We start from the raw sequence: 22,248 nt of genomic DNA on the forward strand, positions 1-22,248 counted from the left end.
CAGGGCGTCGTTGAGCTTGGGCCACAAGCCCTGCTCGGTCCATTTACTCAAGGCGTCGTGAGCGGTGCTGCGGGGCGCGAGGTTCTTGGGGATCATCGACCACTGAGAGCCCGTTTTGAGCACATAGCGGATGGTGTCCAGACAGATTCGGGCGGAGTCGGGAGCTCGCAGCCTGCCCTCGACAACGCTTCGCGCCAGCCGGGTAGATGATAGGCTTGATGAGTTCCCATTCCGCATCGCTGAGATCAGAATCGTAACCGGCTGGTTGATAGGGCTTGGCTGGCATCGCCCAACTTCCACTTTCAGCTTTTACTGGCTACAACTATTTGCCGGATAGGCTCTAAGAGACAGCCTCCACGCACCGTCCGCAGAGCGTCGGATGCGCGGAGTGGGTGCCGACGTCGGGGAGGAGGCGCCAGCAGCGTTCGCATTTGGGGTTGGTGCAGACTTCGACGGTTGCGGCGAGGGCGGGGCCGCGGGTGAGGTGGAGGTCGCTGAGGATGAAGAACTCTTGCAGCGCGGGCACATCGGCGAAGATGGTGTGGGCGAAGCCGACCTCGGGGAGGGTGAGCTTGACGGTGGCTTCGAGGTTGGAGCCGATCTGCTTGGCCTGGCGGGCGGCCTCGATGGCCTGCTGGATGACAGCGCGGGCTTTGAGGAGGTCTTCGACGGCGGCGGTGGCGGAGTCGGCCTCACCAGACCGGCTAAAGCCGGGACTACAAACAGGGAACGGTTGCAAATGGACGCTGTCGGTGTGGCCGAGGAATTCCCAGGTCTCGTCGGCGGTGTAGGCGAGGATGGGAGCGAGCAGCTTGACCAACGTCTCGGTGACTTCACGGATGGCGGCCTGGGTGGCGCGGCGGCGGGGGCTGTCGGCGGCGTCGCAGTAGAGGCGGTCCTTGGTGATGTCGATGTAGAGGGCGGAGAGATCGCCAGAGACGAACTGCGTGATGGTGCTGACAACCTTGCGGAAGTCGTAGGCGGCGTAACCGGCGAGGCACTCGGTGGTGATGACGTGGAGGCGCTCCAAGATCCAGCGGTCGATCAGAGTATAGGTCTTATTGGACGTATCTTGGGGAGCGTCGTGGAGGTTTCCGAGGAGGACGCGGAAGGTGTTGCGGATGCGGCGGTAGGACTCGCCGGTTTGTTGGAAGAGTTCTTCGCTGAAGGGGACGTCGTTTTGGTAATCGACGCTGGCGGCCCAGAGGCGGACCATGTCGCCGCCGTATTTGTTGTAGTAGTGGTCGGCGGTCATGGGCTTGGCGGCTTTGTCGCTGCCCTGGTCGCTTTTGCTGATCTTTTTGCCGCTGGTATCGACGACGAAGCCATTGGTGATGACGGTCTTATACGGCGCGGTGCCGCGCACGGCGACGCTGACCATGAGGCTGCTCTGGAACCAGCCGCGATGCTGGTCGGTGGCCTCGATGTAGAGATCGGCGGGGCAGTGCAGCTCGGGATGGCGGTCCAAAACGGCGACGGAGGACGAACCGGAGTCGATCCACACATCGAGCGTGTCTTTGCAGCGCTTGCTGCCCTCGGGCAGGCCAACGAGATCGCTCCAGAAGGCGTCGTCTTTTTCAAACCAGAGGTTCGTGCCATGCTTCTCGACGGCATCGGCCACCTTGTGCGAGATGGTGGCGTCCATGATGGCCTGGCCGCTGGCATCGTAGAAGATGGGAAGCGGCACGCCCCAGGTGCGCTGGCGGCTGATGCACCAGTCTGGGCGGCTTTCGACGGTGCCGTGGATGCGATTGCGGCCCCAGGCGGGCAGCCAGTTCACGGTGTCGATGGCCTTCAAGGCATCCGCACGGAAGTCGCTGATGCGGATGAAGAACTGCTCGACGGCGCGGAAGATGATGGGCGTCTTGGAACGCCAGCAGTGCGGATACTGGTGAACGTAGGGCGTGTTGCCGAGCAGGGCGCCTTTGGCCTGGAGGATCTCGATGATGCCTTCGTTGCTTTTGAAGACGTGCCTGCCGACGAAATCGGGCAGTCCGCACTCGGCGGTGTAGCAGCCGGCGTCATCGACGGGCGAGAGGATGTCGAGGCCGTTTTGTTTGCCGGCGATGTAGTCGTCCGTGCCGTGGCCGGGAGCCATGTGGACGGCACCGGTGCCGGTGTCGTCGGTGACGAAGAGGGCATTGATGATCTTTGAGGTGCGCGGGAGGAAGGGATGCTGCGCTTCGCTGCCGTTCAAGTCCTTGCCTTTGAGCTTCGAGGTGGGCTGGGTGGCATCGAGCTTGAAGCCGGTCTCGTTTTGGAAGGCCTCAATGCGTGAATCGGCGAGGATGAGCTTTTCACTGCGGCCATCGGCGTGAATGAAGGTGCCGCTGGTGTAGTTGAAATCGGGATGCAGGGCGATGCCGAGGTTCGCGGGCAGCGTCCAGGGCGTGGTGGTCCAGATGACGAGGTTGGAGCCGTCCTTGAGTGCAAACTTCACATAGATGGCAGGCGAGGTTTTCTCTTTGTACTCCACCTCCGCCTCGGCGAGGGCGGTCTGGGCACCGAAGCTCCACAAAACGGGGCGCTTCGCCCGATAGACGAGGCCTTTCTCCAGGAACTTGGCAAAGGTGCGCATGATGTCGGCCTCATAGGTCGGTGCGAGCGTGAGATACGGATTCTCCCAGTCGCCGAAGACGCCGAGGCGCTTGAAGGACTGGCGCTGGATGTCGATGAACTTGCGAGCGTAGGCCTCCGAACGCGTGCGCACCTCCGCCGGGGCGAGGTCTTTGGCTTCTTTGACCACTTTGAACTCGATGGGCAGCCCGTGGCAGTCCCAGCCGGGGATGTAGGGCGTGTGAAAGCCCGCCATGGTCTTCGATTTCACGATGAGGTCCTTCAGCACCTTGTTCAGCGCCGTGCCCATGTGGACATCGCCATTGGCGAAGGGCGGGCCGTCATGCAGGATGAATTTCGGCCGGCCTGCCGACTGCTTCATGATGCGCTGGTAAAGCCCACCCGCCTCCCACTTCGCGAGGCGCTGCGGCTCGCGGGCCACGAGATCGGCTTTCATGGGAAAGTCGGTCTTCGGGGTGCGGACGGTGTCTTTGTAGTTTTTCTTGGGGGCAGGATCGGCGCTCATGAGTGGGAAAAGGAGCGCGGAGGGTAGGTTTAAAGTGTGAACTTCAAAGTCTAAAGTTTGCGGGCTTTCGCTTCCGCATCACATCCAGCCACGCCAGCGATAGACGAGCCTACCGAGCTGCTCATGGAGCCAGCTTTTCATGAAAAGGAGGCCCTGGATGTCTGGGACGTGCAGCAGGGGCTCACGAATGCCGCGCATGATCTGGCTCTGGTAGTCGCAGGGCAGAGGGAGGACACGGAGGCCTGCTTTTTCAAAGGTAGCAGAGGCACGGTGCATGTGGGAGGCGGAGGTGACGAGGCCGATGTGTTGCCACTTTTGCTGCTGAATGAGCACCGCGCTATTCAGAGCCTCATCATGCGTGTCTGCGCAGATCGGCAAGGCATGCACGGGAGCGGGGACGAGATTCCAGCGCTCGATCCATGCCTTCGCGGCGGCGGATTCGGACATGGGGCCACTTTGGAGCCGCGATTGGCCTCCGCCGATGACGAGCGCTTTGGCCTTGCCCGCTCGTAGCAGCTCGATGGAGCTGAGAAGCCGTGCGTTGCCGTTTTTGAGCCGAATTTGCGAAAACTCAGCCTGCGAGCCCTCTGCGCCACCACCGAGGCAGATGACGGCATCGAGCTGAGGCACATCCGCCAGCTCGGCACGCTTCCAGCGCATTTCCAAGCTGGCGTAGAGCACGTCTGGCAAGGGTGTACAGAGCAACAAAGCACCCAAAAGCCACATCACGCCTGCAAACACCGCCAGTGAGCGCATGCGCCTACGCACCGCCGTGATGGCCACTGGCAAAAAACTCATCCAGAGGAGACTGTGAGGCTCCAGGAACTCGAGAAGTGCTCTCACCGGAAATAGCCTGCGACTTTGAGCTTACGGGCGAAAATCTTGTCCCCAGCCGCGACATAGAGAATGTCGTGATCTTTACCGCCGAACTCGACGCTGACGACTTTCCGCTGCGGCTCCGGTTTGGCGAGGATGCCGGAGAGGCGGCCTGCGGGATCGAAAATCTGCACCCCGAGCTCGGTGGTGACAAAGATGCGGCCTTTCGACTCGGTGGTGGCACCGTCGCCAAAGGCTTCCTCTTTGCCGGTAGGCAGCCACATGGTCATGTAGGGTGCTGCGGCGGATAAAGTGCCGTCTGCGGCGATCTTCCAGGCCCAGACATGCTTGCCGCCGTGGTCACTGACGTAGAGGGCCTGCTCATCGGAGGAGAGGGTGATGCCATTGGGGCGGGTGACGTGGCCTTCATCGGCGATGAGGTGTTTTTTCGCGGCGGTGATGAGGTGGATGCGCTTGGTCGGCGTCTCGGTGAAGTAGAGATGGCCCGCTTTGCTGACGACGAGGTCGTTGCACTTCACATTGGCGAGGAGTTCCTCCACCTGGCCCTGCATGGTGATGGCGACGATGCGTTGCGCCTTGTTCTGGCAGGCATAGAAGCGGCCATCGGGGCCGATTTGCAGCCCGCTGATGCCGGGGAGATTATCGAGGAAGAGATCGGCCTTGCCGGTGGTGACGTCGATTTTGTAGATGCCTTTGCCGGACTTCACATCGGTGAAGAAGACATTGCCCGCTGTATCGGTGCAGAGGCCATCCGTGAAGTCGTAGCCGCCTGCGGCCTCACGCCAAGGCTGGTCGTCGATGACAAACTCATGCAGGGAGGTGTCCTGGGCGGAGAGGGAACAACTGAGGAAAAGGGAGAGTAGGAAAGGGCGCATGAGTGAGAAGTGAGAAGTGAGAAGTGAGAGGTCAAAAGGGTTAGGCGAGCATGGGTGGGTGCATGTCAAAGGCGGGGATGCGGGTGAAGACGCGGCGGCCCTGCCCAGTGGTGCCAAAGAAGGAGCCAGTCGCGGTGCTCTCTGCCTTGATGACATGGTAGGAGTTGTAACTGAAGGTTTCACCAGGAGAGAGGCGTGGGAACTGGCCCACGACGCCATCTCCCTCCACGACCATGGTGGTGCCATCGGACTCACGCACGATCCATTTGCGGCCAAAGATGTTCACGGTCTCCGCCGAGCCATTGTGAATGGAGATGTGATACACAAAGGGGTGCGGCCTATCCGGCGGCGCATGCCGCGTGGGATCGTAAATGACATTGTCCACAGTGACGGTCAGACCATTGAGGGGTTCGAAGTCCATGTGCGTGATTTTAGGCGGTGAATGCAGCGTTTGCAAAGCAGCGCACGGCTTTTTATAACGGATGCATGATGAAGAACTCTCAGCCCACCATTTTGACCATCGCAGGATCGGACTGCTCCGCAGGTGCGGGTATCCAGGCGGATCTGAAAGCGATCACAGCGAACGGTGGCTATGCGCTCACGGCATTGACCAGTGTGGTGTCGGAGACGCCGGGGGTGGTCTCGCAGATTCGGCTGCTGGATGCGGCCTTCATCACCGATCAGGTGCGGGTGCTGATGGCGGGATTTCCGATACGTGCGGCCAAAACGGGCATGCTCGGCGGCGCAGAGCAGGTGCAGGCTGTGGCGGCGATCTGGCGTGATGTGGCACTGCCTCGCGGCATTCCGCTGGTGGTCGATCCGGTCATGGTGGCGACGAGTGGCGGGAAATTGCTGGAAGATGATGCCGTGCGCACACTGAGTGAGTGCCTGCTGCCGCTGGCAGCACTGATCACGCCAAACATGGATGAGGCGGAGGTGCTCTGGGGCCGTGCCGTGACGACACGGGCCGAGATGGCGGCCTGCGCGGCGGATTTGGCCGCGAAGTATCAAACGGCGGTGCTGGTGAAGGGTGGGCATCTCCACAGCGATGCAGCGGCAGATGTGCTGGTGTGTGCGGATGGGCTCTCCTGGCATGAGACAGCTCGCACACCAGGTGTGCATACACATGGCACAGGCTGCACGTATTCAGCGGCTATCGCAGCCGGTCTGGGATGCGGATTGGCCCTGGTGGATGCGGTGGCAGCGGCCAAGAAATACGTGAGCCGGGCTATCGCAGCGCATTTCGCGTGGAGCAGTGAGCTGCATGCGCTGAATCATTTTCCTGATGGCAAATGAGCGCCAGAACGCCACCATCACGCCCATCGCCATGAATCTCCCCCTCCGCTCGCTGCCCGCCACCGCACTCAGTGCGATGGCTGCGTGCCTGCTCCTGCCGGCCACTGGCGCGGAGATCACTCAAAATGGCATCCAGACCGCTTTCCGCGTGCTGCAAAAGGAGTACATCCGCCGCGATGATCTCACCTTTGATGAGCTCAACCGCGCAGCGCTGCAAGGGCTGCTCACGCGGCTGCAATTCGGTGCGGAGCTGGTGCGGCGCGATAAGGATGCTCTGCCTGCGGCCAATGCGGGGCTGGTGGCGACGGTGCTGCTGCAAAAAATCGCCCTTCTGCGGCCAGGAACGCTCGATTTGAAGGAAACAGCGGCGGTGGAGCAAAAACTGGCCGCGTTCGGCTCCCAGGGCATCGAGCACCTGATTCTGGATTTACGCGTTCCGGCGGCTCCGGGTGATTTTGATGCCGCAGCGGCCTTTTTGAGCCTGTTTGTGCCGCGTGGCGAAATCCTCTTCAAAACACGCCAAATGGCCGGAACCGGCACGGAAGTGCTGCGCAATGAACGCGAGCCATTGTGGCCGCGAACGCTGCTGGTGCTGGTGGATCACGAAACGAGCAATGTCGGTGAAGCCGTCGCTGGGGCACTGCGGCAGCGCGGACAGGCGCTGGTGCTAGGTGCGGCGACTCGCGGTGCGGCGGTGCGCTATGAAACGGTGCCGGTGGATGCGGAGTGGGCGCTGCGTTTTGCCCGTGCAGAGGTGCTGCTGGCGGATGATCGCCCGCTTTTCCAAAAAGGCGTGCAGCCAGACCTACCGGTGACACTGGCCCCGGAGATGAAGCGCCTGCTCTTCCTCCCGAGTCAGCCCACGGCACCGCTGGAGGCGATCCGTGACCTGCCCAGGCCGCGATTCAATGAAGCGGCCCTCGTCGCTGGCACAAACCCCGAGCTCGATGACCTGATCCGCCGTGGAAAAGGCGAAACACTGCCGCAGGATGCGCCGCGTGCCCAAGATCGCGTGCTCCAGCGTGCGGTGGACCTCCTGCTAACGCGGCAGCATCTCCAGGGCGTGAAACTGGACTGGAAACCGAAGCGCAGCACGGCACCGGGCGTGCGCCGTGCCATTCCGGTCAACGAATGAGCTCTCTCCCTCAAAAAAACATCGCATGGACATCCCCGACAAGCTCGAAACCCAAGTCGTGATCACCCAAGTGCTGTCTCCACGCACTGCGCACGCCACGCTGCCGAACGGCAAGCAAGTCTATGCATTCATCGATGCGAAGAAGGAGCCGTTTTTGATCCAAGAAGGCCAGTCGATGGCGGTGCGACTGGATGTGGCAGATTTCTCGCGTGCGGAGCTGCTCACTCCAGCGAAAAACGCGGTCTAGTTTCCAGGAGCTGCGACTGCTTCTGGCTGCACCTCGATGGCGGGGCGCACCTGCTCGGCGGCGGTGCTGAAGGTGCCTGCTTGGGCATTGCGGAGGGTATTACCGACCCAGTTGGCCAGCACGGGAGCGCTTTCGGCACTGCGTGCAGCGGCTTCTGCGAGGATCATGCGTGCCTGAGCCGGCTGGCTGTGCTGCTGAGTCACGGTAGCGAGAGCGAGCAGGTCCGTAGCTGATGGCTGCGGCTGACGACTGACGATGAGCTGGCGTGCCTGATGGGTGAGGTCGATGTCATCAAGGTATTCACCGAGGGAGGCGAGGTGACGGAGGTCTGCATCGGTCAAATCCTGTGTGGGGATGCGCTGGAGCGTGCGCACGGCGTGTGGATGGCTGCCGGTAGCGATTTGCGCAGCTGCGAGCTGGCGGAGAGCGGCGGCATCTGCTGGGTGGCGGTGCAAAAAGGCCTCCCACAAGGTGGCGGCGATGGAGGCAGGCTCATTCGCAGCGGTGAGTGTGATGAGAGCGCGGTCTGCGTCGATGTCTTTGGGCTGCTGGTCGAGGTGCGTGATCAAGACGTCCTGCGCAGCCTCTGCGGCCCCCTGCTGGATGAGTGCCTGCGCGATCTCTGATGCGGACATGGGGGATTCTGGGCGATTCTGGAGCGCGGTGAGGATCTGGTCGATTTCTCCGGTGCTGCCCGTCTGATGTGCGAGGGCGTAGAGACGAGCGAGCGGGCGCAGATCCCCGAGGGCGACGACGCGATGAAAAAGGGCGGTGGCTTCATCCGCCTGGCCAGCGGCATCGGTGATGCTGGCGGCATGCCAAAGCCACTGGCGATAACTGGCGGCAGTGGCGGTGGCGGGTAGAGCGCTGAGTTGGCCAAGGGTGAGGCTGTGCTCTGGCTGGGTAGCGAGATGGCGCTGGATGTAGGGGAGCAGTGCGGCGGTGTCCCGATCACTGAGTGTGGCTGCGGCACGCAGAGCACGGCTGAGGGCGGCAGGGGGCACAGCGGCCTCTGGAGAGAGCTTTTTCAGCGGTTCGAGAGTGAGTTTCGCCGCCTCGGTGAGCTTTCCTGATTCGAGCAGCATGTCGGTCTGGATTTCGAGTGCCTTTTCACGTTGGTCGGCATCTCTGAAGCTGTTTTTTTCCAACCAGCGATTGATGACACTCAGTGCTGCCGATGGACGGCGGGCAGCGTGGGCTGCATTGGCGAGTGCGGTCACGGTCTCCCATGTGGCGGAGTCGGATTCGCAGGCACGGAGCAGAATTTCGACGGCGAGTGCGGACTGGCGGCCTTCCAGCGCCCGCTGTGCGAGTGCGAGCAGTGCTTCGTTTTGGACCTGCGGATCGAGGCGATTGCCGGAGGCGGCGATCATGAGGCGAGCTTCATCGAGGCTGGGTGCATCTGGCTGGCGCAGCTCGGCGAGGAGGAGCGCGTCATTGAGCGGGCTCGGCGTTTGTAGTGGGCCGCTCTGGACGGTGAGCAGGCGCAGACGCACATGGGTGGACTCCTTCATCCAGAGGGCGAGATCGAGCGTCTCGGCGTCTGGTAACTTGATGAGCTGAAAAAGTGCCGGCATGAGCCGACGCTGTGATAGACCGGCGAGTCGCTGAGTAATGGACTCGCGTGTCTGAGTGAGGGCGGCAGTCAGCGCTGGGTCCTCGCTCTTGCCCTGCGGGACAGGCCGTGTCAGCCTCCAGCTCCACGTCGCGACGAGCGCGATGTAGAGCAAGATGAGCAGCCTAGCGTGCTGGCGGATGGTGGGAGGAGGCATTCAGTGAGGAGGTGGGCTACGAAACCATGCAGGGGCTGGATTTCGAACTGGCTGTTGTAAGTTTCTCCTTTGTTTTGTTACAGGTAAGGCAGGGAGATGCGTGGGCTAATTGGCTGCGGTGTTATTGGCTGGAGCGAGCGATTGAAAGGACACGACGGCCTGGCGGGCGACTTCAAATCGCACAATGCCGGATTGGTCCGCGAAAGTGGTGTGAGGACGGCCATTTTCACGGTAGGCGCATTGGCCACCAGGCTGGAATCCGCCCAGCACGATCTGCACAGGCCGCCAGTCTCGTACCTGGAAGGTGCCGCGCCGTGCGGAGAGCTCCAGGAACTCGACGCTGGCACTGCTCTCTACGAGGTGGACCCATGGAGTGCTCTGTTTTTTCGTGAGGACGATCTCGCTGCGAGCCGCACCGGTGGTGTGGATGTAAAGCTGGCCAGCATGAGTCTTGTAGCCATGAATCCCGCGGCAGCGTGACATGTCTGGCAGCCCAGCCTCGATCGGGAGACGGAGCGTGCGGACGAGACCATCATTGAGCACGATCCAGTGATCTGCCGCGACGCGGATGATGCGTGTGCTGAGTGCATCTCGCACGCTGGCGACATGCTCTGCGGCGGTGAGGGCGATGAAAGGCTGTGTGGTGCACCAATCGAAGAGACGCTGAGTGGCGGCGAGGCGGCGCTCATCCTGCACGGCATGAAAATTAAGATGGAGACCAGCAGCGGCCACGCGGCGTGTCTGCGAGGATGCGACGAGACTCTGCATCTGATGCATCTGCGCGGCTGCATTGGAGACGTCCTCATCACCAGACATCGTGGAGGCAAATACCTCTGTCGTATCCCCGAAGGCGATGCCAGTCGCTGAGCGAGGGCGAGCATCCGGGCTGAGGACGGTGGATGGACTGAGATGTGGGCCAGGCGTGAGGCTGGGGACACCGATCTGCTGGCAGAAGGCGAGTGCCTCTGCGCTAGGCGTGGCTCCGCGAGGCCATACCATGAGCGAGATGCCCTTCCCAGCAGGCAATAACTGCTGATGGATGTAGGACATGGAGCCTGCGACCTCACGCTGGATGTCCTGGAGGGAGAGCGATCCGGTGCTCGATGATGCTCCGCCATGATTTGCCGCCTCCAGTGTCCAATTCACTGGTCGAGTGGAGCTGTTCGATGCTGCGGAGACGTTCGGTAGCTCAAAGATGGAGCGAGCACTCTGCTCATGCATGGCGGCGTCTTCACGGCTGAGATTCGCATTGATGCCACGCAGATCGGCTTCACAGATCGCGATAGTGAATGGAAGATGAAAGTGACTGAGGACCTGCTGCCGCATGATTTCTGCACAGCGCTTGTAGCCCACCTGAGTGCTTGGTTGTGCAAATCCCTCACTACTGATGACAGAGAAAAAAATCTGTCGGCCTTCCAGCGTCGTCGTATCCGGCACGGGAGCTGGCGGCGCATTCCCCAACCAAGTCGCGGCAAATGAATAGAGATCCGTCAGTGGCCCGGCCGTCAGAGCCGCAGGCTCTAGCCAGACACTGCCCCAGTCTGCATGAAACACCTGATCAAAGCGGTGCTCACTGCCCAGAGCATCGGTGCCAGATGTGGATAAAATCAGGCGAGCTCCCTCAGATGCCTGTACATCCATGAAGCTCAAAGCACGGGCTGACACCAGAGCACCACTGCGCATGGCAGAGGTCGTGACATGAGCGACGCGAGTCCTTTCCAAGCGGGGAGCAAGCGCACAGCTACCACCGAGACCTAGGACGGAGAGAATATTCGCCTCTGCGGCCATGGGGTGCCGCCAGGGCATGCCCGCGAGCAGGAGCGGCACGCGGCGCTCACGCTGGACTAGCAGCCAGCGCACCAGTGCCGCCTGCTGCTCAGCATCGAGGATCAGCGATGGGTCCAGCACCACACCCCGCAGGAGATGATCCGTGGGTAGGATGGTCTGCTTTTCAAAAGTGAGGTACTCCACCTCACAGCCCAGCCACTCCAGCGGTGCATGCAGACAACGTGCCGTCACCGTGCTGGCGGCAGCGGGTGCCGGACTGCCGTTTTGTGCGGCATCCCAGCCGTGTAGCACCAGGACGCGGCGCACGATTTCCTCCTGCGGGCCGAGATTGGCACCTCGCAGCTCACGCGTGGTCACAAAGGGCAGCGCCCCCAGTTGCCGCAGTGCAGCGGCCTTTTCCTGGTTTTGCTCACGCTCCGTTTCTTGGCCAAAATCCACTGCCAGCACACGCATACCCCGCTGGGCTGCACGATGCAGCATGGCTGGCAGTCTCTCCTGCGCATCCTGCGCACGCGCCACGCCATCTACCACGGTGCGGCTCGTATGCACCCCCAGTGCCAGGAGGCCATCCACCACACCCGCAGCCTCGGCTCCGATGCCGAGTGCGCTGTCCAGCAGCACTTCTTTGTCTTGGTAACGCTTTTTGAGAATCTGCGCCAGCTCCAGCACAGCCACACGCCATTCATCATTCACCTCAAAAGTCGGCCCCAGAGTCAAAATGAAGCCATCGAAGCCTTTTTTCGCGGCTGGATCAGCCTCTGCCGTGAGAGCCCATTTGAGCCAATTGTCATCCGATGGATCACTCACGATGGACTGCTCTTCGCCGGCTGATTTTACTCGCAAACCGAGTTTTTCAGCCGTGGCGGCCTGATACGTCTTTTTCGAAATCTGCGCCACATTCAGCATCGCGTAAAAGCGATTCCCCAGAGAGTGTCCAGGCTCTAAATCCACCTCAGCGGTGCTAGCGAGCACACAGAGCTCAAAAGCGTGCAAATTCCGAGCATCCGGTGTCTGCGATAGATCGACGAAGAGGGATTTCGCCGTGACACCATTCTCCGCCAGTGCCGTGGAACTCATTCCCCACTGCGAAATGAGCACGGCCAAGCATGCCAAGCAGCGAATAGCTGTCCGCACATGGTCCTGCGACCGCAAAAAGGTGATGGGGAGATGCATGGCTGTTGAATCCGCTTTTTCAATTATGCGAACATCCCCATTTTAGCGACTCAGATTATAATATCAATAGAAAACTCTCTTTTCCACAAGTCATGACCTTTATATTCACCATGAGTTGGTTATCAGAATATCTTTATAAACTAGACCCAATGCCGCTAAGCAAAAGGGTCGATGATGAGATCGTCGCTGGCTTGGAGAGAAGATGCCGAGAGCAGGCGTGGCCATTTGCTCACGGGCTGTCGCACCTTGCGCTGGCAACTACGTCTTCGTCGCGCTGGTAACGCGGCTTGGGCGATTTGCTCTCGCACTCGGCGCACCAGCACTCCTTGTGCCGCCTCGTCCATGAGGCCCTGCGCTGCCTCCAGCACCAGTAGCAGCGCTACGGTGTGCTCCAAACAGTGGCTCATGCTGATGCGCAGCACTCCTGCCTGCCGGACTTCTTCATCCTCACTGCTCTGTGCGCAGGCTAGTCGCTCCTCAGCCACCAGTGAGCTGGCGATGAGGAGCGCGGCAAGTTCTTGCTGTGCTGTCTCGGTGCGTTGTGCGCTGAGCAAATGCCCTCCGTGAAGCACGAGCTTGAGCTCTTTGTAAAAGATTTCCTGTTCCCAGCGCTTCGCATACAACGCCAACAACTCACGCGCACTACCCTGCTGCACGCTCAGGCTCGTCCACAGCCGCACCTTCACCCACTCTCCAGCGGCGTTGCGCACTCGCCCCACGATCTCGCGCACTGGCAACTCGCTCTGGCGCATCGGCGGATGTTTGCGCGGGCGGCCCCGCGCTTTGTTCGCCTCGGGTGTCTGCTTCTCGTCAGCTTTGGACGGAGCTGTTGTTGACGAGTCTGCGCATGGGCTCTCACGCTCGCGCAGACTCACCACCACCACCTCCGCACTGCCATCGGCATGCACGCTTTGCACTCGCACGGAGAGCTTTTGCCGCACGCGGACCAAAAAGTGACTCTGCGTGCGCTGCGAATGTTTTTGCAGTTCTTTGAGCATCGGAGCCTGCCCGTAATAGCGGTCGGCGATGAGCAGGCTGCGAGCTGGTAGCGCGGCGAGCAACGGATCGGCCAGCGATTTCTCATTGAGCGCACCCAGTGACATCGATACGGCCAGCGGTGCATGGGTGCCGGGCTCGACCAGCGTGCTCATGGAGAGCTTGGCAAAGGCTGCCTGCGCACGACGACTGCGGCTTTTGGGCACTTGGGCGTTGATCTGCACGGTGTTAAGCAGGTTCCACTGCCCACCGTCGATGCCGACCAAGCGCAGCCCGGCGAAAAAAACACGCTGGATGCCGCTGCTCACAGGCTAGCGGCACCAGGGAGTGGCGCATGCAGGCATCGAAAGCTTGGGTGGATATCTTCAAACGACGCTGGCTTAGCGCCGCGGAGCTGATGCGCACAGCAAAATAACGACCGATGATCTGCTGTAGGCTGCCGCAAGCGTGCAGACTTTGGGCGACCATGCCGGCGATGAGTTGCCAACCGAGAAGTTTGCGTCGCGGCCCTTGGTGCGTTGGCTCTGCCCGCAGTTCCTCGGGCAACTGCTCGACGCCGAGTTTTTGCGGATGCGTGCAGAGAGATGATGTTCGTATCGCGGTGGGCTGGATGGCTTTACCATCTACCGCTAGTTGACTCAGCTACTCAGTTGTACAGCACTCTTTTCGCCCCTCTTCGCTTTTTTTGCTTAGCGGCATTGAAACTAGACCGGTTCTCAAAAAGAATGTCATATTGAGGCTGTACTTTTTAGAATTGCGGTAATTAATAGGCGGCGGTGGCCCGCCCGTGCATCACACTCAATCTCGAAAACGCGACCTTGGAAGAGGTCGGCGTGGCGATGGATTGCTCACCCACGAAGAAGGGCTTTCGTCGGCTTGCAGCGCTGCGCTGGCTTTATGAAGGCAAGAGCCGCGAGCAAGTCGCTGACCTCTCAGGCTTCAGCCTGCGGCAGGTTTTGCGCTTTATCCAAGCCTTCAATCTCGCCGGCCTTGATGGTCTCATTCCTGGGCGTAGCAGCGGCCGTCGCCGAATCCTGCCCAAGGAACAAGTGAACGAAAAATTCTGCCTCTCATCGAAGATCCGTCGCTGGCTGGACAGAGCCACTGGACTGCGGTGAAGTTGCACGGCTGGATCAAGCAGAACCTGCAAACGCAGCTCGGCTACAGCACCACCGTGCGCTATCTCCACGAGCACGATTACCGCCTCAAGTTCCGCGCCCTGGCCGCTCAACCAGGATGAGGACAAGCGCCAAGCCTTCTGCCAAAAGCTCCAGCGCTGGGTGGCCGATCCGAGCGTCGACCTGTGGTTCAGCGACGAAAGCGGCTTTGAAGGCGATCCGCGCCCGCGCCGCACCTGGACCAAGATCGGCAAGGTGCGCCACTCACCTTATCTCGGCGAGCACATCCGCTACAATGTGTTTGGCGCAGTGCGGCCCAAAGATGGAAGGCTCGGCGCACTGCTCTTCAACCTGTGCGACAGCGTCACTTTTCAGGTGTTCCCTGACACTCTAGCTGAGGAGAATCCGCACGTGGCAGGACGCCGCGCCATCCTGGTGCTCGACAACGCCTCATGGCACAAGACCAAGAGTCTTAACTGGCACCACTTTGAGCCCGAGTATCTGCCACCACGCTCGCCCGATCTCAACGCCATCGAACGCTTGTGGCTGCGCATGAAGGCCGACTGGTTCAACGGCTGGATCGCCAAGACTTCCGAGCAACTTCAGGACCGTATCATCGAGTCCCTACGCTCTTTGTTCGACCAGCCATCCATCCTTCAGTCCCAGTGCCGCCCAAAGACGCGTTTATGACATCCTTTTTGAGAGTCGGTCTAGTCCTCCGAAGGCACTCCATTCAGATCAGGGTCGAGCAGGTGAAACTTATCGGCTCCATTAGCCCGCTTTTTGACATTGTAGGTGTATGAAGCGCAAACACCGTTTCCAAGCTTCGACTTGCCTTTTTTGGGACAAGTTCTTCATTGTTAGTGACCAGTGAGCCTCACTTCTTCTTCGTTTTGGACTTCAAGCTCGCCAAGTAGGCCACGACATCGCGGATTTCCGCTTTTGTGAGGATACCGAGCATGGGTGGCATAACGCTGATGGGCGGGGTGCGGTTGGCGATATGATCGACGGGGACGGTTTGGAGTTTTCCGTCGGGGAGTTTCAGGCGGATGGATTTGTTATCTTCTTTGTCGAGGACGGCGGAGAGGCTTTTTCCATCTTTGAGGGTGAGGGTGATGAGACCGTAACCGGGTGCCACTTGCGCGAGTGGGTTGAGGAGGGATTCGAGGAGGTATGGGCGGTCTTTTTGACTGCCGATGGTTTTCAAGTTGGGGCCGACCTGGCTGCCTTCTTTGGCTTCGACGGTGTGGCAGGCGATGCAGTTGGCGCCGAGGTGATTGGTGACGAGGTCGCGGCCTCGGGTGACATCACCGCCTTCGAGGAGTTCGGTGTTTTGGGTTTGGAGGGCGGCGAGCTTGGGTTTGAGGCTTTCGCGTGTGGCGGCGGCTTCGAGGATGTCGAGCTGGATGGTGGCGGGGGCTTTGTTCTGCGCGAGGAGGTCGAGCCACTCGGTGATGACGGTGTCGTCTTTGGATGACGCGAGCAGAGAGAGGGCGAGCTGCTTCGTGGTGGTGTCGGCTTCCTTCAACGCGGTGGCGGCAGCGGCGATGGCGCGGTCGGGCTGATGGGCGAAGAGTTGCTTGAGGGCTTCGCGGCGGAGTTCGGCGGGGGATTTTTTGTCCAAGGCGAGATCGAGCGAGGGACCGAAGTCGCCGGTGCTGGCGAGCATCTTCAAGGCACCGGCGCGGAGGCTGCTGCGGGCTTTCGCATCGGCGACGATGCCCTGGAGCACGGCGGGCTCGACGCGAAGCTGGAGCTGCATGAGCAATTCGACGGCTTTGGCTTTCAAAGCGCCGTCGGTGAGGTCGAGCAGCGAATCGAGACGCGATTGGACGAGCGCGGCGAAGGCTTTGGCATCGCGCGGAGCGTTTTCATGCGCGTGGCCGTCGATGCGGTCGAGACGCGGCGGATTCGTGAAGACGAGCAGGAGGTCGAGTGCCTCGCTTTGCAGCGCGGTGGGCTTCAAAGCGGCCTGGATGAGCGGTTCGGCGATGCCGAGGCGCAAACAGGCATTCAGCCCGCGACGCGTGAGTCGCGTGGTGAGCGCGGGAAGAGCCTCGGGGATGCCTGCATCGTCGTGAATGGCTCGCTCGGCCTCGTCGGGGAATTTGGTGAGAAACTCGGCGACCTTCGGCGAACGCTGCCGGGCAAGAGCGAGGAGGTTGCAGAGGCTTTTGTCCTTCACGAGCACCTTGGCATCGGCGCAGCCCGCGAGGCCGGTGACGATGGCGTGGCGCATGAAGGGATCGTTTTGCTCCTTCGCGGCGAGTTGGAGCAGTTTCGGTGTCGCGGCGGCATCTTGCAGTTTGCCGAGAGCGATGGCGGCGTGGAAGCGGACTCGTGAGACGTTCGAAGTGAGAAGTGAGATGAGCTCGGGAACGCGTGTGGTGCTGTCGCCGAGGGTTTTGGCGGTTTGGGTGAGGATTTCGGGATCGGCGTCAGTGAGGAGTTTGGTGAGCGTGCTGGCTTCGACCTTTTTGGCGCGGAGACCTTGGCCGAGGCCCCAGATGGCGTGGATGCGGGCGAGCTGAGCCACTTTCTTGTCAGCGGCGATGGCCTCCAAAGCAGCGAAGTCGCCTTTTTTGACGATTTGGAACTGCGCACGCAAACGAACGCGTTGATCGCGATGAGAGAGGTGGGAGGCATTGAGGTCCGCGGCGAGCAGTTTGGCTGTTTCTTGGCGCTCGGGGCTGTTTTGAGCAGAAGGATCGTCGGCGAGCCAGATGTGGCCGAGTTCGTCGAGCGGGTAGCCGCCGACCCAATCGGCGACGAGGAGGCCGCCGTTGTTCGCGAAGGCCAGGCCGATGCCCATGATGCCGCTGTGGATGACGCGATCGTTTGTCATGACGAACGAAGCGCCGCCCGGAGCGAGCTGGAAGGCGGTCATTTTGCCGCTGGGGAATTGATCGAGGATGAAATGGCCGCGGAGTGCTGCGCCGAGCGCCGTGCCGGGCTCGTGCGCGAAGCCTGCGGGGCCGTTCGAGTAGTTTTGCAGCGGCGGGGTGATGAAAAGCGGCTGCGTGGCATGTGCAGGCTTCCACAGGCCTTCGAGCATCCAGCGGCTCTTCTCTTTTTGATACTGATGGCCACAGCGCCAGCCGGAGTCGCTGCGCTCGGTGATGTACACGAGGCGTTCTTTTTCGCCGGGGAGGTCGGCGTCGTTGTCCACGCCGAAAAGATTGCCGAAATCGTCGAAGGCGATCTCCTGGATGTTACGCAGGCCGTGAGCGAAGACCTCAAAGCCGCTGCCGTCTGGCTCGCAGCGCATGACGCAGCCTTCGTGCGGGTAAAACCACTTCACGCCTTCCTTGCTCGTCACGTTCACGCCTTTGTCGCCGATGCTCCAGTAGATGCGGCCATCCGGGCCAATGCGCGGACCGTGCATGTCATGCCCGGCATACGCGATGTGCATGCCGAAACCATGCGCGACGACTTCACGCTCATCGGCGACGCCGTCGTCATTCGTATCGCGAAGGCGCACGAGGTCGGGCGCAACGGTGACGTAAACCCAGCCGTCGTGATACAAAATGCCCGCCGCGATGCCGGTGACGACGCTGTTGAAGCCCTCGGCGAAGGTCGTCATCTTGTCGGCGGTGCCATCGTCATCGGTGTCGCGGAGCTGGTAGATACGCTCGCTATGCACGGTGAGGTCTTTCCAGTCGATGGAGCCATCTTTGTTGTGATCTTTGAGGCCGCCGCGTGGCAGGCGCAGTTTGCCGGGCGCGAGTTCGCGCTTCAGGAATGCCTCTTTTTCCTCCACGCTGGTCAGCGAGACATCATCGGCGATCCACATCGTATGCTCGCGGATGTAGAGATCCGCCACTTTCCGCCGCGTGGTGGCGGCGACATAGACGCGGCCATTTTCATCCGTCGTCACAGCGACGGGATCGGGCACATTGAGATCGCCGGACCATTTATGGAGTTCAAGAGCGGACTTTGGCGCGGGCTTGGCGGAAGCTTTTTTCTCCGCTGCGGCACATGGCAGGGCCAGCAGCACGGCGAGGACGATGAGGGAGGTTTTTTGCATGAAATGGGGGATCAAAAAACGGCACATTTAGCCGCGCTCCATGTCATTGCACTCTAAACGGCGACCAATACGCACGATTGCGGATTCGCCCGAGCCCCGCTTCGGAGCGACAAGACTCCGCGTGCTGAAAACACGGAGTAGAAATGGCCGCTCAAGGCCGCGGCGGACCTTCGGGCTGCGAAGGCACCTGCGGCGACACCGCTTGTGGCGGCACGGCCTGAGGCTGCACGGGAGGTGCTACGGGCACAGGTAGTGGGCTCTGTGGGGGAATGAAGCCTGGCTGATACGGCCGAATATCCGGTAGCGGGATGGGTGCGGGCTTGGGTTTGGGCTGAGGCACTGTGCCGGGGGCAACAGGGGGCTTTGCGGTCGGTGCTGCTGGTCGCGCCTCGGTCTTCCTCTTTTTCACCGCTTGGAAGAGCTGGTTGTAATTATGCCGAATGGCCGCCGGGAAGGACACGCGGCCTGGTTCCACGATTTTTTCCCGCAGCAGCTTGGAGGACAGATCGGCCACCAGATCCGTGCCGATCCTCACGGCATGATCCACGCCATAAGGAGCCGCCACAGAGGCACCAGCCGAGGCCGTGCCGCGAATCAGCTCACTGCTGATGGTGCGGCCCTGCAGCGCCATATTGCTCTGCGCGGAGACCAGCGCCCCGCTGGAACTGAAGCTCATCTCCAGGCTGGCATGGTCATCCGAGGCAAAAAAGCCGCGCAGATGGTCGATACGCACGGAGACAAAGATGCCGCCATCCGGCGAGGGAGAGATTTCTGGCTTGTAGGTGCGGTAGCTGGCACCGGAGATCTGGTACTCGGTGGCTTTGCCGCGTTTGCAGTTCCAGCCACCTAGGCTGGCACCAAAGCGCTCAATATCGACCTCCACCGCCGCATGTGTGAGCGTGGTGATGGCTAGAAAGATGGGGAGGAGAACTCGAAAACTCATCGGGATGAAAAACAGATGCCTTTAAACTGAGTCCGCCAGGGGCTTATTCAAGCTCCTTTCCGGGATAGTGCTGACCACGCTCGTCCGTAGTGGCTGCTCGCATGAAATCTATCCTCGCCCTCCTCCTCGCCGCCACCGCACTCCATGCCGAGGACTGGGCGCAGTTTCGCGGCTCCAATGCGAGCGGCATTTCATCCTCGAAAAATCTACCGCTGGAGTTCAGCGCGGACAAAAATATCGCGTGGAAGGCACGGCTCGGTGATGGCGTGGGCTCGGCGATCATCAAAGACGGTGTCGTCTATGCCAGCGGCATGGCGGGGGACTCGAAAGCGGCGATGCAGGCCTTTGATGCTGCCACGGGTGCCGTGAAATGGCGCACGGAATTTGAAACGGGCACGCTGCCACGCATCACGCCGCCGAACAGCCACGCGGCGGCCACGCCCGCGACGGATGGCGAGCGAGTGTACATCCATTTCAGCACCATCGGCCTGCTGGCGTTTGATTGCGCCACCGGCAAGGAAGCATGGCGCTACACCATGCCGCGTCCGGCTTACCTGATGGACTGGGGCGCGGCGTCCTCGCCCATCGTGCATGACGGCATGGTCATCTTTGTCAGGATGATGACCTAGCGCCCTTCCTCGTCGCCGTGGATGCCAAAACGGGAAAGGAAAGGTGGAAGACGCTGCGCAAAGACATGCTCGCCGGCTACGCCGTGCCCGTCATTTGCAAAGGCGACATCGTCGTGGCTGGCAGCGGCAAGATGAAAGGCTATGACGCTGCCACCGGTGCGGAAAAATGGACCTGCAACACGCTCCTGCGCACCATCATGGTCACGCCCGTCGTGCAGGACGACATCATCTACATCGCCGTGCAAAGCTACGGCGACAGCACCCGCACGCTCAAACATGCGCTGCTCGGAATGGCTCGACACCAATCAGGACAAGATCCTCGCCCGCGGCGAGACACCGAAGGAATTTCACGAGCGCTTCGACGCTTCCGATAGAAACAAAAACGGCCTCATTGATGCCGACGAGATCGACACCGCCTTCCAAAGTCCCGACAACATGGCCGCCGGTGGAAACATCATCCAAGCCATCCGCGGCGGCGGCAGTGGCGATGTCACGAAGACGCACCTGCTCTGGTCGATCGATCCCAAAACGCCCTCGAACATCTCCAGCCCGCTGTTTTACAACGGCCGCCTCTACCTCGTGAAAAGCGGCGGCATGTCGAGCTGCTACGACGCGAAGGACGGCAAGTCGCTGTGGGACCGCAGCCGCCTCGGCAACTTCGGCGACTACTTTGCCTCCGCCGTCGCCGCCGATGGCAAAATCTACGTCGCGGGCAAAAACGGCTTCGTCGTCGTGCTCGAAGACGGCCCTGAATTGAAGGTGCTCGGCAAAAACGATCTCGGTGAGGAAATCATCGCCACACCGAGCATCGCCGATGGTCGCTTGTATGTGCGGACACGCGAAAATCTTCTTCTGCATCGCCCAGGGGAGGCTCTGGAAATGTTTTGGCGAAAGCGGAAACGAAGCCGCAAACACTCGAACTCGCCTCACGACCCGTCAGCGGCTCCAAAGTGTGGAATGGCTACACCGGCACCGCGATGGGCCAGGAGTCTTGGAGCGATGAAGAGCTCGAAAACGTCTCCAGCAGCTCAAAACGCTGAAGTACACCGCCGTGGCCGTGCCGAAGAGCGTGAAGCCCTTTCAGCCATCCGCGTCGATGGCGACACGGCAGGCCGCAAAGCCTTCGGAGGTGCCAAAACCTTCGAAAATGCCGACGTGGCCGCCATCACGGCCCGTTTCCGTGAAAAAGCCGCGAAGATGGGTTTTGAGGTCATCGAGGCCGATCCGCTTCCCGGCACCTTTGCCGCAGATGGAGTTCACCGATGAAAAATCCCTCAGCGAATTTCATCACACCGATGTGCGGCGAAGGCGTCGCCGAGCGCATGTGGCTCGGCTTCCAAGAGATCGCCAAAGCTGAACGCCTTGATCGGAAAACACGCCCCCACACTCGGCCAGCCATCGCCCGACATGCTCACGCGGCACCTCAATTCCAAAGAGCCGCTGCCGGAATGGGTCACGCAGCTCAAAACGCACTACCTCACCGCGATGAGCGAGTTCTACCGCGCCAACACCCGCGCCCGCGAAGGCAGTCGCACGCTCACGCTTTACTACGCGAAGAAGCTCGAATTCGCCTTCCACTTCGCCAGTTGCCTCGAAAACCTCTCAAAGCCCACGAAACCCGCGCCGAGTCCCTCGATGCCGCAGTCGAGTCCATCTACAACGCCCTCAATTCCCTCGCCGATGCCGCGAGAGACTCCAGTGATCGCGGCGCGATTGCGCTGCTGAACGAACACGGCTACCGCGTGCTGCGAAAGGCCCAGTGATGAAAAAGCCCGCCGCCAAAAGCCAAACGCATCGTCCGCACCAAGCCGGACGCTTCCATGAGCTTCAAATCGCTCGTGGACGCCATCCAGCACGTCCACACCGAAAGCGCTGCCGTGGTGAACCGCACGGTCAACACGACCCTTACGCTACGGAACTGGGTGATCGGGTGGTATCTGCGCGAGTATGAACATCACGGAGCTGACCGCGCCAAATATGGAGAGGCTATGATTGACTCCGTGTCAGAGCGGCTTGCGAAGTCAGGCATTGAAGAATTCACACCGCGTTATCTGAGGTTGTGTCGTCAGTTTGCCCTGGTTTATCCAGAGATTTGGCGGTCACTGACCGCCGAATTTCGGGAAGGGTTTCTGCATCTTCCAAAAGTTGGGTCACTGACCGAACAATCTCATTCAAACGTCTTCCGGTGAGATTTGAGGTCAGTGACCGCCAAATCAGGCAAAAGCTCAAAGATTCTGGAGACACTGTCTCCAGAATCCGCTGCGTTAGCAATTCGGGAGTCACTGTCTCCCAAATTCGGGGCACCCATCCCAGTGCTGGTTTCAAGGCTT

General features: G+C 60.8%; 19 protein-coding genes. 10 read left to right on the forward strand and 9 right to left on the reverse strand.

What is annotated here, in order from left to right; all coding sequences use genetic code 11:
- Window positions 1–340: 340 nt before the first annotated feature.
- The 4 genes from ileS to IPK32_26060 all read right to left on the reverse strand — a co-directional run bounded on the left by ileS (window position 341) and on the right by IPK32_26060 (window position 5,215).
- Window positions 341–3,082, reverse strand: coding sequence for an isoleucine--tRNA ligase (gene ileS, locus IPK32_26045; GenBank protein MBK8095338.1), 2,742 nt, complete (start codon window positions 3,080–3,082; stop codon window positions 341–343).
- Between the two features lie 78 nt (window positions 3,083–3,160).
- Window positions 3,161–3,880 (reverse strand): YdcF family protein, encoded by a 720-nt coding sequence (locus IPK32_26050; protein MBK8095339.1) that lies wholly within the window; start codon window positions 3,878–3,880, stop codon window positions 3,161–3,163.
- Between the two features lie 41 nt (window positions 3,881–3,921).
- Entirely contained in the window at window positions 3,922–4,794 is an 873-nt protein-coding gene (locus tag IPK32_26055; protein ID MBK8095340.1) for an SMP-30/gluconolactonase/LRE family protein, read from the reverse strand.
- A gap of 40 nt (window positions 4,795–4,834) precedes the next feature.
- On the reverse strand, window positions 4,835–5,215 hold the full coding sequence (locus IPK32_26060; protein MBK8095341.1) for an ApaG domain: 381 nt from the start codon (window positions 5,213–5,215) through the stop codon (window positions 4,835–4,837).
- A gap of 65 nt (window positions 5,216–5,280) precedes the next feature.
- Between IPK32_26060 and thiD the strand changes: the two genes are divergently transcribed.
- From thiD to IPK32_26075, 3 genes are read left to right on the forward strand one after another with little or no spacing between them, the layout of a single operon-like run.
- Complete coding sequence (thiD, locus tag IPK32_26065) at window positions 5,281–6,090, forward strand: bifunctional hydroxymethylpyrimidine kinase/phosphomethylpyrimidine kinase (GenBank protein MBK8095342.1); 810 nt, start codon at window positions 5,281–5,283, stop codon at window positions 6,088–6,090.
- Window positions 6,091–6,121: 31 nt separating this feature from the next.
- Window positions 6,122–7,225 carry a hypothetical protein gene (locus IPK32_26070; GenBank protein MBK8095343.1) on the forward strand — a complete coding sequence of 368 codons (1,104 nt, stop codon included), beginning with the start codon at window positions 6,122–6,124 and terminating at the stop codon, window positions 7,223–7,225.
- 25 nt (window positions 7,226–7,250) lie between these two features.
- Window positions 7,251–7,472, forward strand: coding sequence for a hypothetical protein (locus IPK32_26075; GenBank protein MBK8095344.1), 222 nt, complete (start codon window positions 7,251–7,253; stop codon window positions 7,470–7,472).
- Here IPK32_26075 and IPK32_26080 read toward each other — a convergent pair.
- From IPK32_26080 to IPK32_26090, 3 genes are all read right to left on the reverse strand, one after another.
- Window positions 7,469–9,244 carry a hypothetical protein gene (locus tag IPK32_26080; protein ID MBK8095345.1) on the reverse strand — a complete coding sequence of 592 codons (1,776 nt, stop codon included), beginning with the start codon at window positions 9,242–9,244 and terminating at the stop codon, window positions 7,469–7,471. The genes IPK32_26075 and IPK32_26080 overlap by 4 nt on opposite strands.
- Before the next feature lie 105 nt (window positions 9,245–9,349).
- Complete coding sequence (locus IPK32_26085; protein MBK8095346.1) at window positions 9,350–12,109, reverse strand: hypothetical protein; 2,760 nt, start codon at window positions 12,107–12,109, stop codon at window positions 9,350–9,352.
- A 251-nt stretch (window positions 12,110–12,360) separates the two neighbouring features.
- On the reverse strand, window positions 12,361–13,509 hold the full coding sequence (locus IPK32_26090) for a transposase (protein MBK8095347.1): 1,149 nt from the start codon (window positions 13,507–13,509) through the stop codon (window positions 12,361–12,363).
- Window positions 13,510–13,977: 468 nt separating this feature from the next.
- Here IPK32_26090 and IPK32_26095 point away from each other — a divergent pair, with 468 nt between their 5' ends.
- Complete coding sequence (locus tag IPK32_26095) at window positions 13,978–14,319, forward strand: helix-turn-helix domain-containing protein (protein ID MBK8095348.1); 342 nt, start codon at window positions 13,978–13,980, stop codon at window positions 14,317–14,319.
- 63 nt (window positions 14,320–14,382) lie between these two features.
- The gene (locus tag IPK32_26100; protein MBK8095349.1) at window positions 14,383–15,009 is read left to right on the forward strand and encodes an IS630 family transposase; all 627 of its coding nucleotides are present in this window, start codon (window positions 14,383–14,385) and stop codon (window positions 15,007–15,009) included.
- 187 nt (window positions 15,010–15,196) lie between these two features.
- Here IPK32_26100 and IPK32_26105 read toward each other — a convergent pair whose 3' ends face one another.
- Window positions 15,197–18,346 (reverse strand): HEAT repeat domain-containing protein, encoded by a 3,150-nt coding sequence (locus IPK32_26105; GenBank protein MBK8095350.1) that lies wholly within the window; start codon window positions 18,344–18,346, stop codon window positions 15,197–15,199.
- Window positions 18,347–18,497: 151 nt separating this feature from the next.
- The gene (locus tag IPK32_26110) at window positions 18,498–19,289 is read right to left on the reverse strand and encodes a hypothetical protein (GenBank protein MBK8095351.1); all 792 of its coding nucleotides are present in this window, start codon (window positions 19,287–19,289) and stop codon (window positions 18,498–18,500) included.
- A 101-nt stretch (window positions 19,290–19,390) separates the two neighbouring features.
- Between IPK32_26110 and IPK32_26115 the strand changes: the two genes are divergently transcribed.
- The 5 genes from IPK32_26115 to IPK32_26135 all read left to right on the forward strand — a co-directional run bounded on the left by IPK32_26115 (window position 19,391) and on the right by IPK32_26135 (window position 22,107).
- Window positions 19,391–19,918, forward strand: coding sequence for a PQQ-binding-like beta-propeller repeat protein (locus IPK32_26115; protein MBK8095352.1), 528 nt, complete (start codon window positions 19,391–19,393; stop codon window positions 19,916–19,918).
- A gap of 17 nt (window positions 19,919–19,935) precedes the next feature.
- Complete coding sequence (locus tag IPK32_26120) at window positions 19,936–20,292, forward strand: hypothetical protein (GenBank protein MBK8095353.1); 357 nt, start codon at window positions 19,936–19,938, stop codon at window positions 20,290–20,292.
- On the forward strand, window positions 20,195–21,184 hold the full coding sequence (locus tag IPK32_26125) for a PQQ-binding-like beta-propeller repeat protein (GenBank protein ID MBK8095354.1): 990 nt from the start codon (window positions 20,195–20,197) through the stop codon (window positions 21,182–21,184). Before IPK32_26120 ends, IPK32_26125 begins: the two co-directional genes overlap by 98 nt.
- Before the next feature lie 96 nt (window positions 21,185–21,280).
- Entirely contained in the window at window positions 21,281–21,643 is a 363-nt protein-coding gene (locus tag IPK32_26130) for a hypothetical protein (protein ID MBK8095355.1), read from the forward strand.
- 95 nt (window positions 21,644–21,738) lie between these two features.
- Window positions 21,739–22,107, forward strand: a complete 369-nt coding sequence (locus IPK32_26135; protein MBK8095356.1) for a hypothetical protein — start codon at window positions 21,739–21,741, stop codon at window positions 22,105–22,107.
- Window positions 22,108–22,248: the final 141 nt, after the last annotated feature.

The sequence above is a fragment of the Verrucomicrobiaceae bacterium genome (assembly GCA_016713035.1).
Lineage (GTDB): Bacteria > Verrucomicrobiota > Verrucomicrobiia > Verrucomicrobiales > Verrucomicrobiaceae > Prosthecobacter.

Bases quoted from the DNA above. Each gene is read 5' to 3' on its own strand.
- ileS (MBK8095338.1), bottom strand. From the start codon at position 3,082: ATGAGCGCCGATCCTGCCCCCAAGAAAAACTACAAAGACACCGTCCGC.
- IPK32_26050 (MBK8095339.1), bottom strand. From the start codon at position 3,880: ATGAGTTTTTTGCCAGTGGCCATCACGGCGGTGCGTAGGCGCATGCGC.
- IPK32_26055 (MBK8095340.1), bottom strand. From the start codon at position 4,794: ATGCGCCCTTTCCTACTCTCCCTTTTCCTCAGTTGTTCCCTCTCCGCC.
- IPK32_26060 (MBK8095341.1), bottom strand. From the start codon at position 5,215: ATGGACTTCGAACCCCTCAATGGTCTGACCGTCACTGTGGACAATGTC.
- thiD (MBK8095342.1), top strand. From the start codon at position 5,281: ATGATGAAGAACTCTCAGCCCACCATTTTGACCATCGCAGGATCGGAC.
- IPK32_26070 (MBK8095343.1), top strand. From the start codon at position 6,122: ATGAATCTCCCCCTCCGCTCGCTGCCCGCCACCGCACTCAGTGCGATG.
- IPK32_26075 (MBK8095344.1), top strand. From the start codon at position 7,251: ATGGACATCCCCGACAAGCTCGAAACCCAAGTCGTGATCACCCAAGTG.
- IPK32_26080 (MBK8095345.1), bottom strand. From the start codon at position 9,244: ATGCCTCCTCCCACCATCCGCCAGCACGCTAGGCTGCTCATCTTGCTC.
- IPK32_26085 (MBK8095346.1), bottom strand. From the start codon at position 12,109: ATGAGTTCCACGGCACTGGCGGAGAATGGTGTCACGGCGAAATCCCTC.
- IPK32_26105 (MBK8095350.1), bottom strand. From the start codon at position 18,346: ATGCAAAAAACCTCCCTCATCGTCCTCGCCGTGCTGCTGGCCCTGCCA.
- IPK32_26110 (MBK8095351.1), bottom strand. From the start codon at position 19,289: ATGAGTTTTCGAGTTCTCCTCCCCATCTTTCTAGCCATCACCACGCTC.
- IPK32_26115 (MBK8095352.1), top strand. From the start codon at position 19,391: ATGAAATCTATCCTCGCCCTCCTCCTCGCCGCCACCGCACTCCATGCC.
- IPK32_26125 (MBK8095354.1), top strand. From the start codon at position 20,195: ATGCGCTGCTCGGAATGGCTCGACACCAATCAGGACAAGATCCTCGCC.
- IPK32_26135 (MBK8095356.1), top strand. From the start codon at position 21,739: ATGAGCTTCAAATCGCTCGTGGACGCCATCCAGCACGTCCACACCGAA.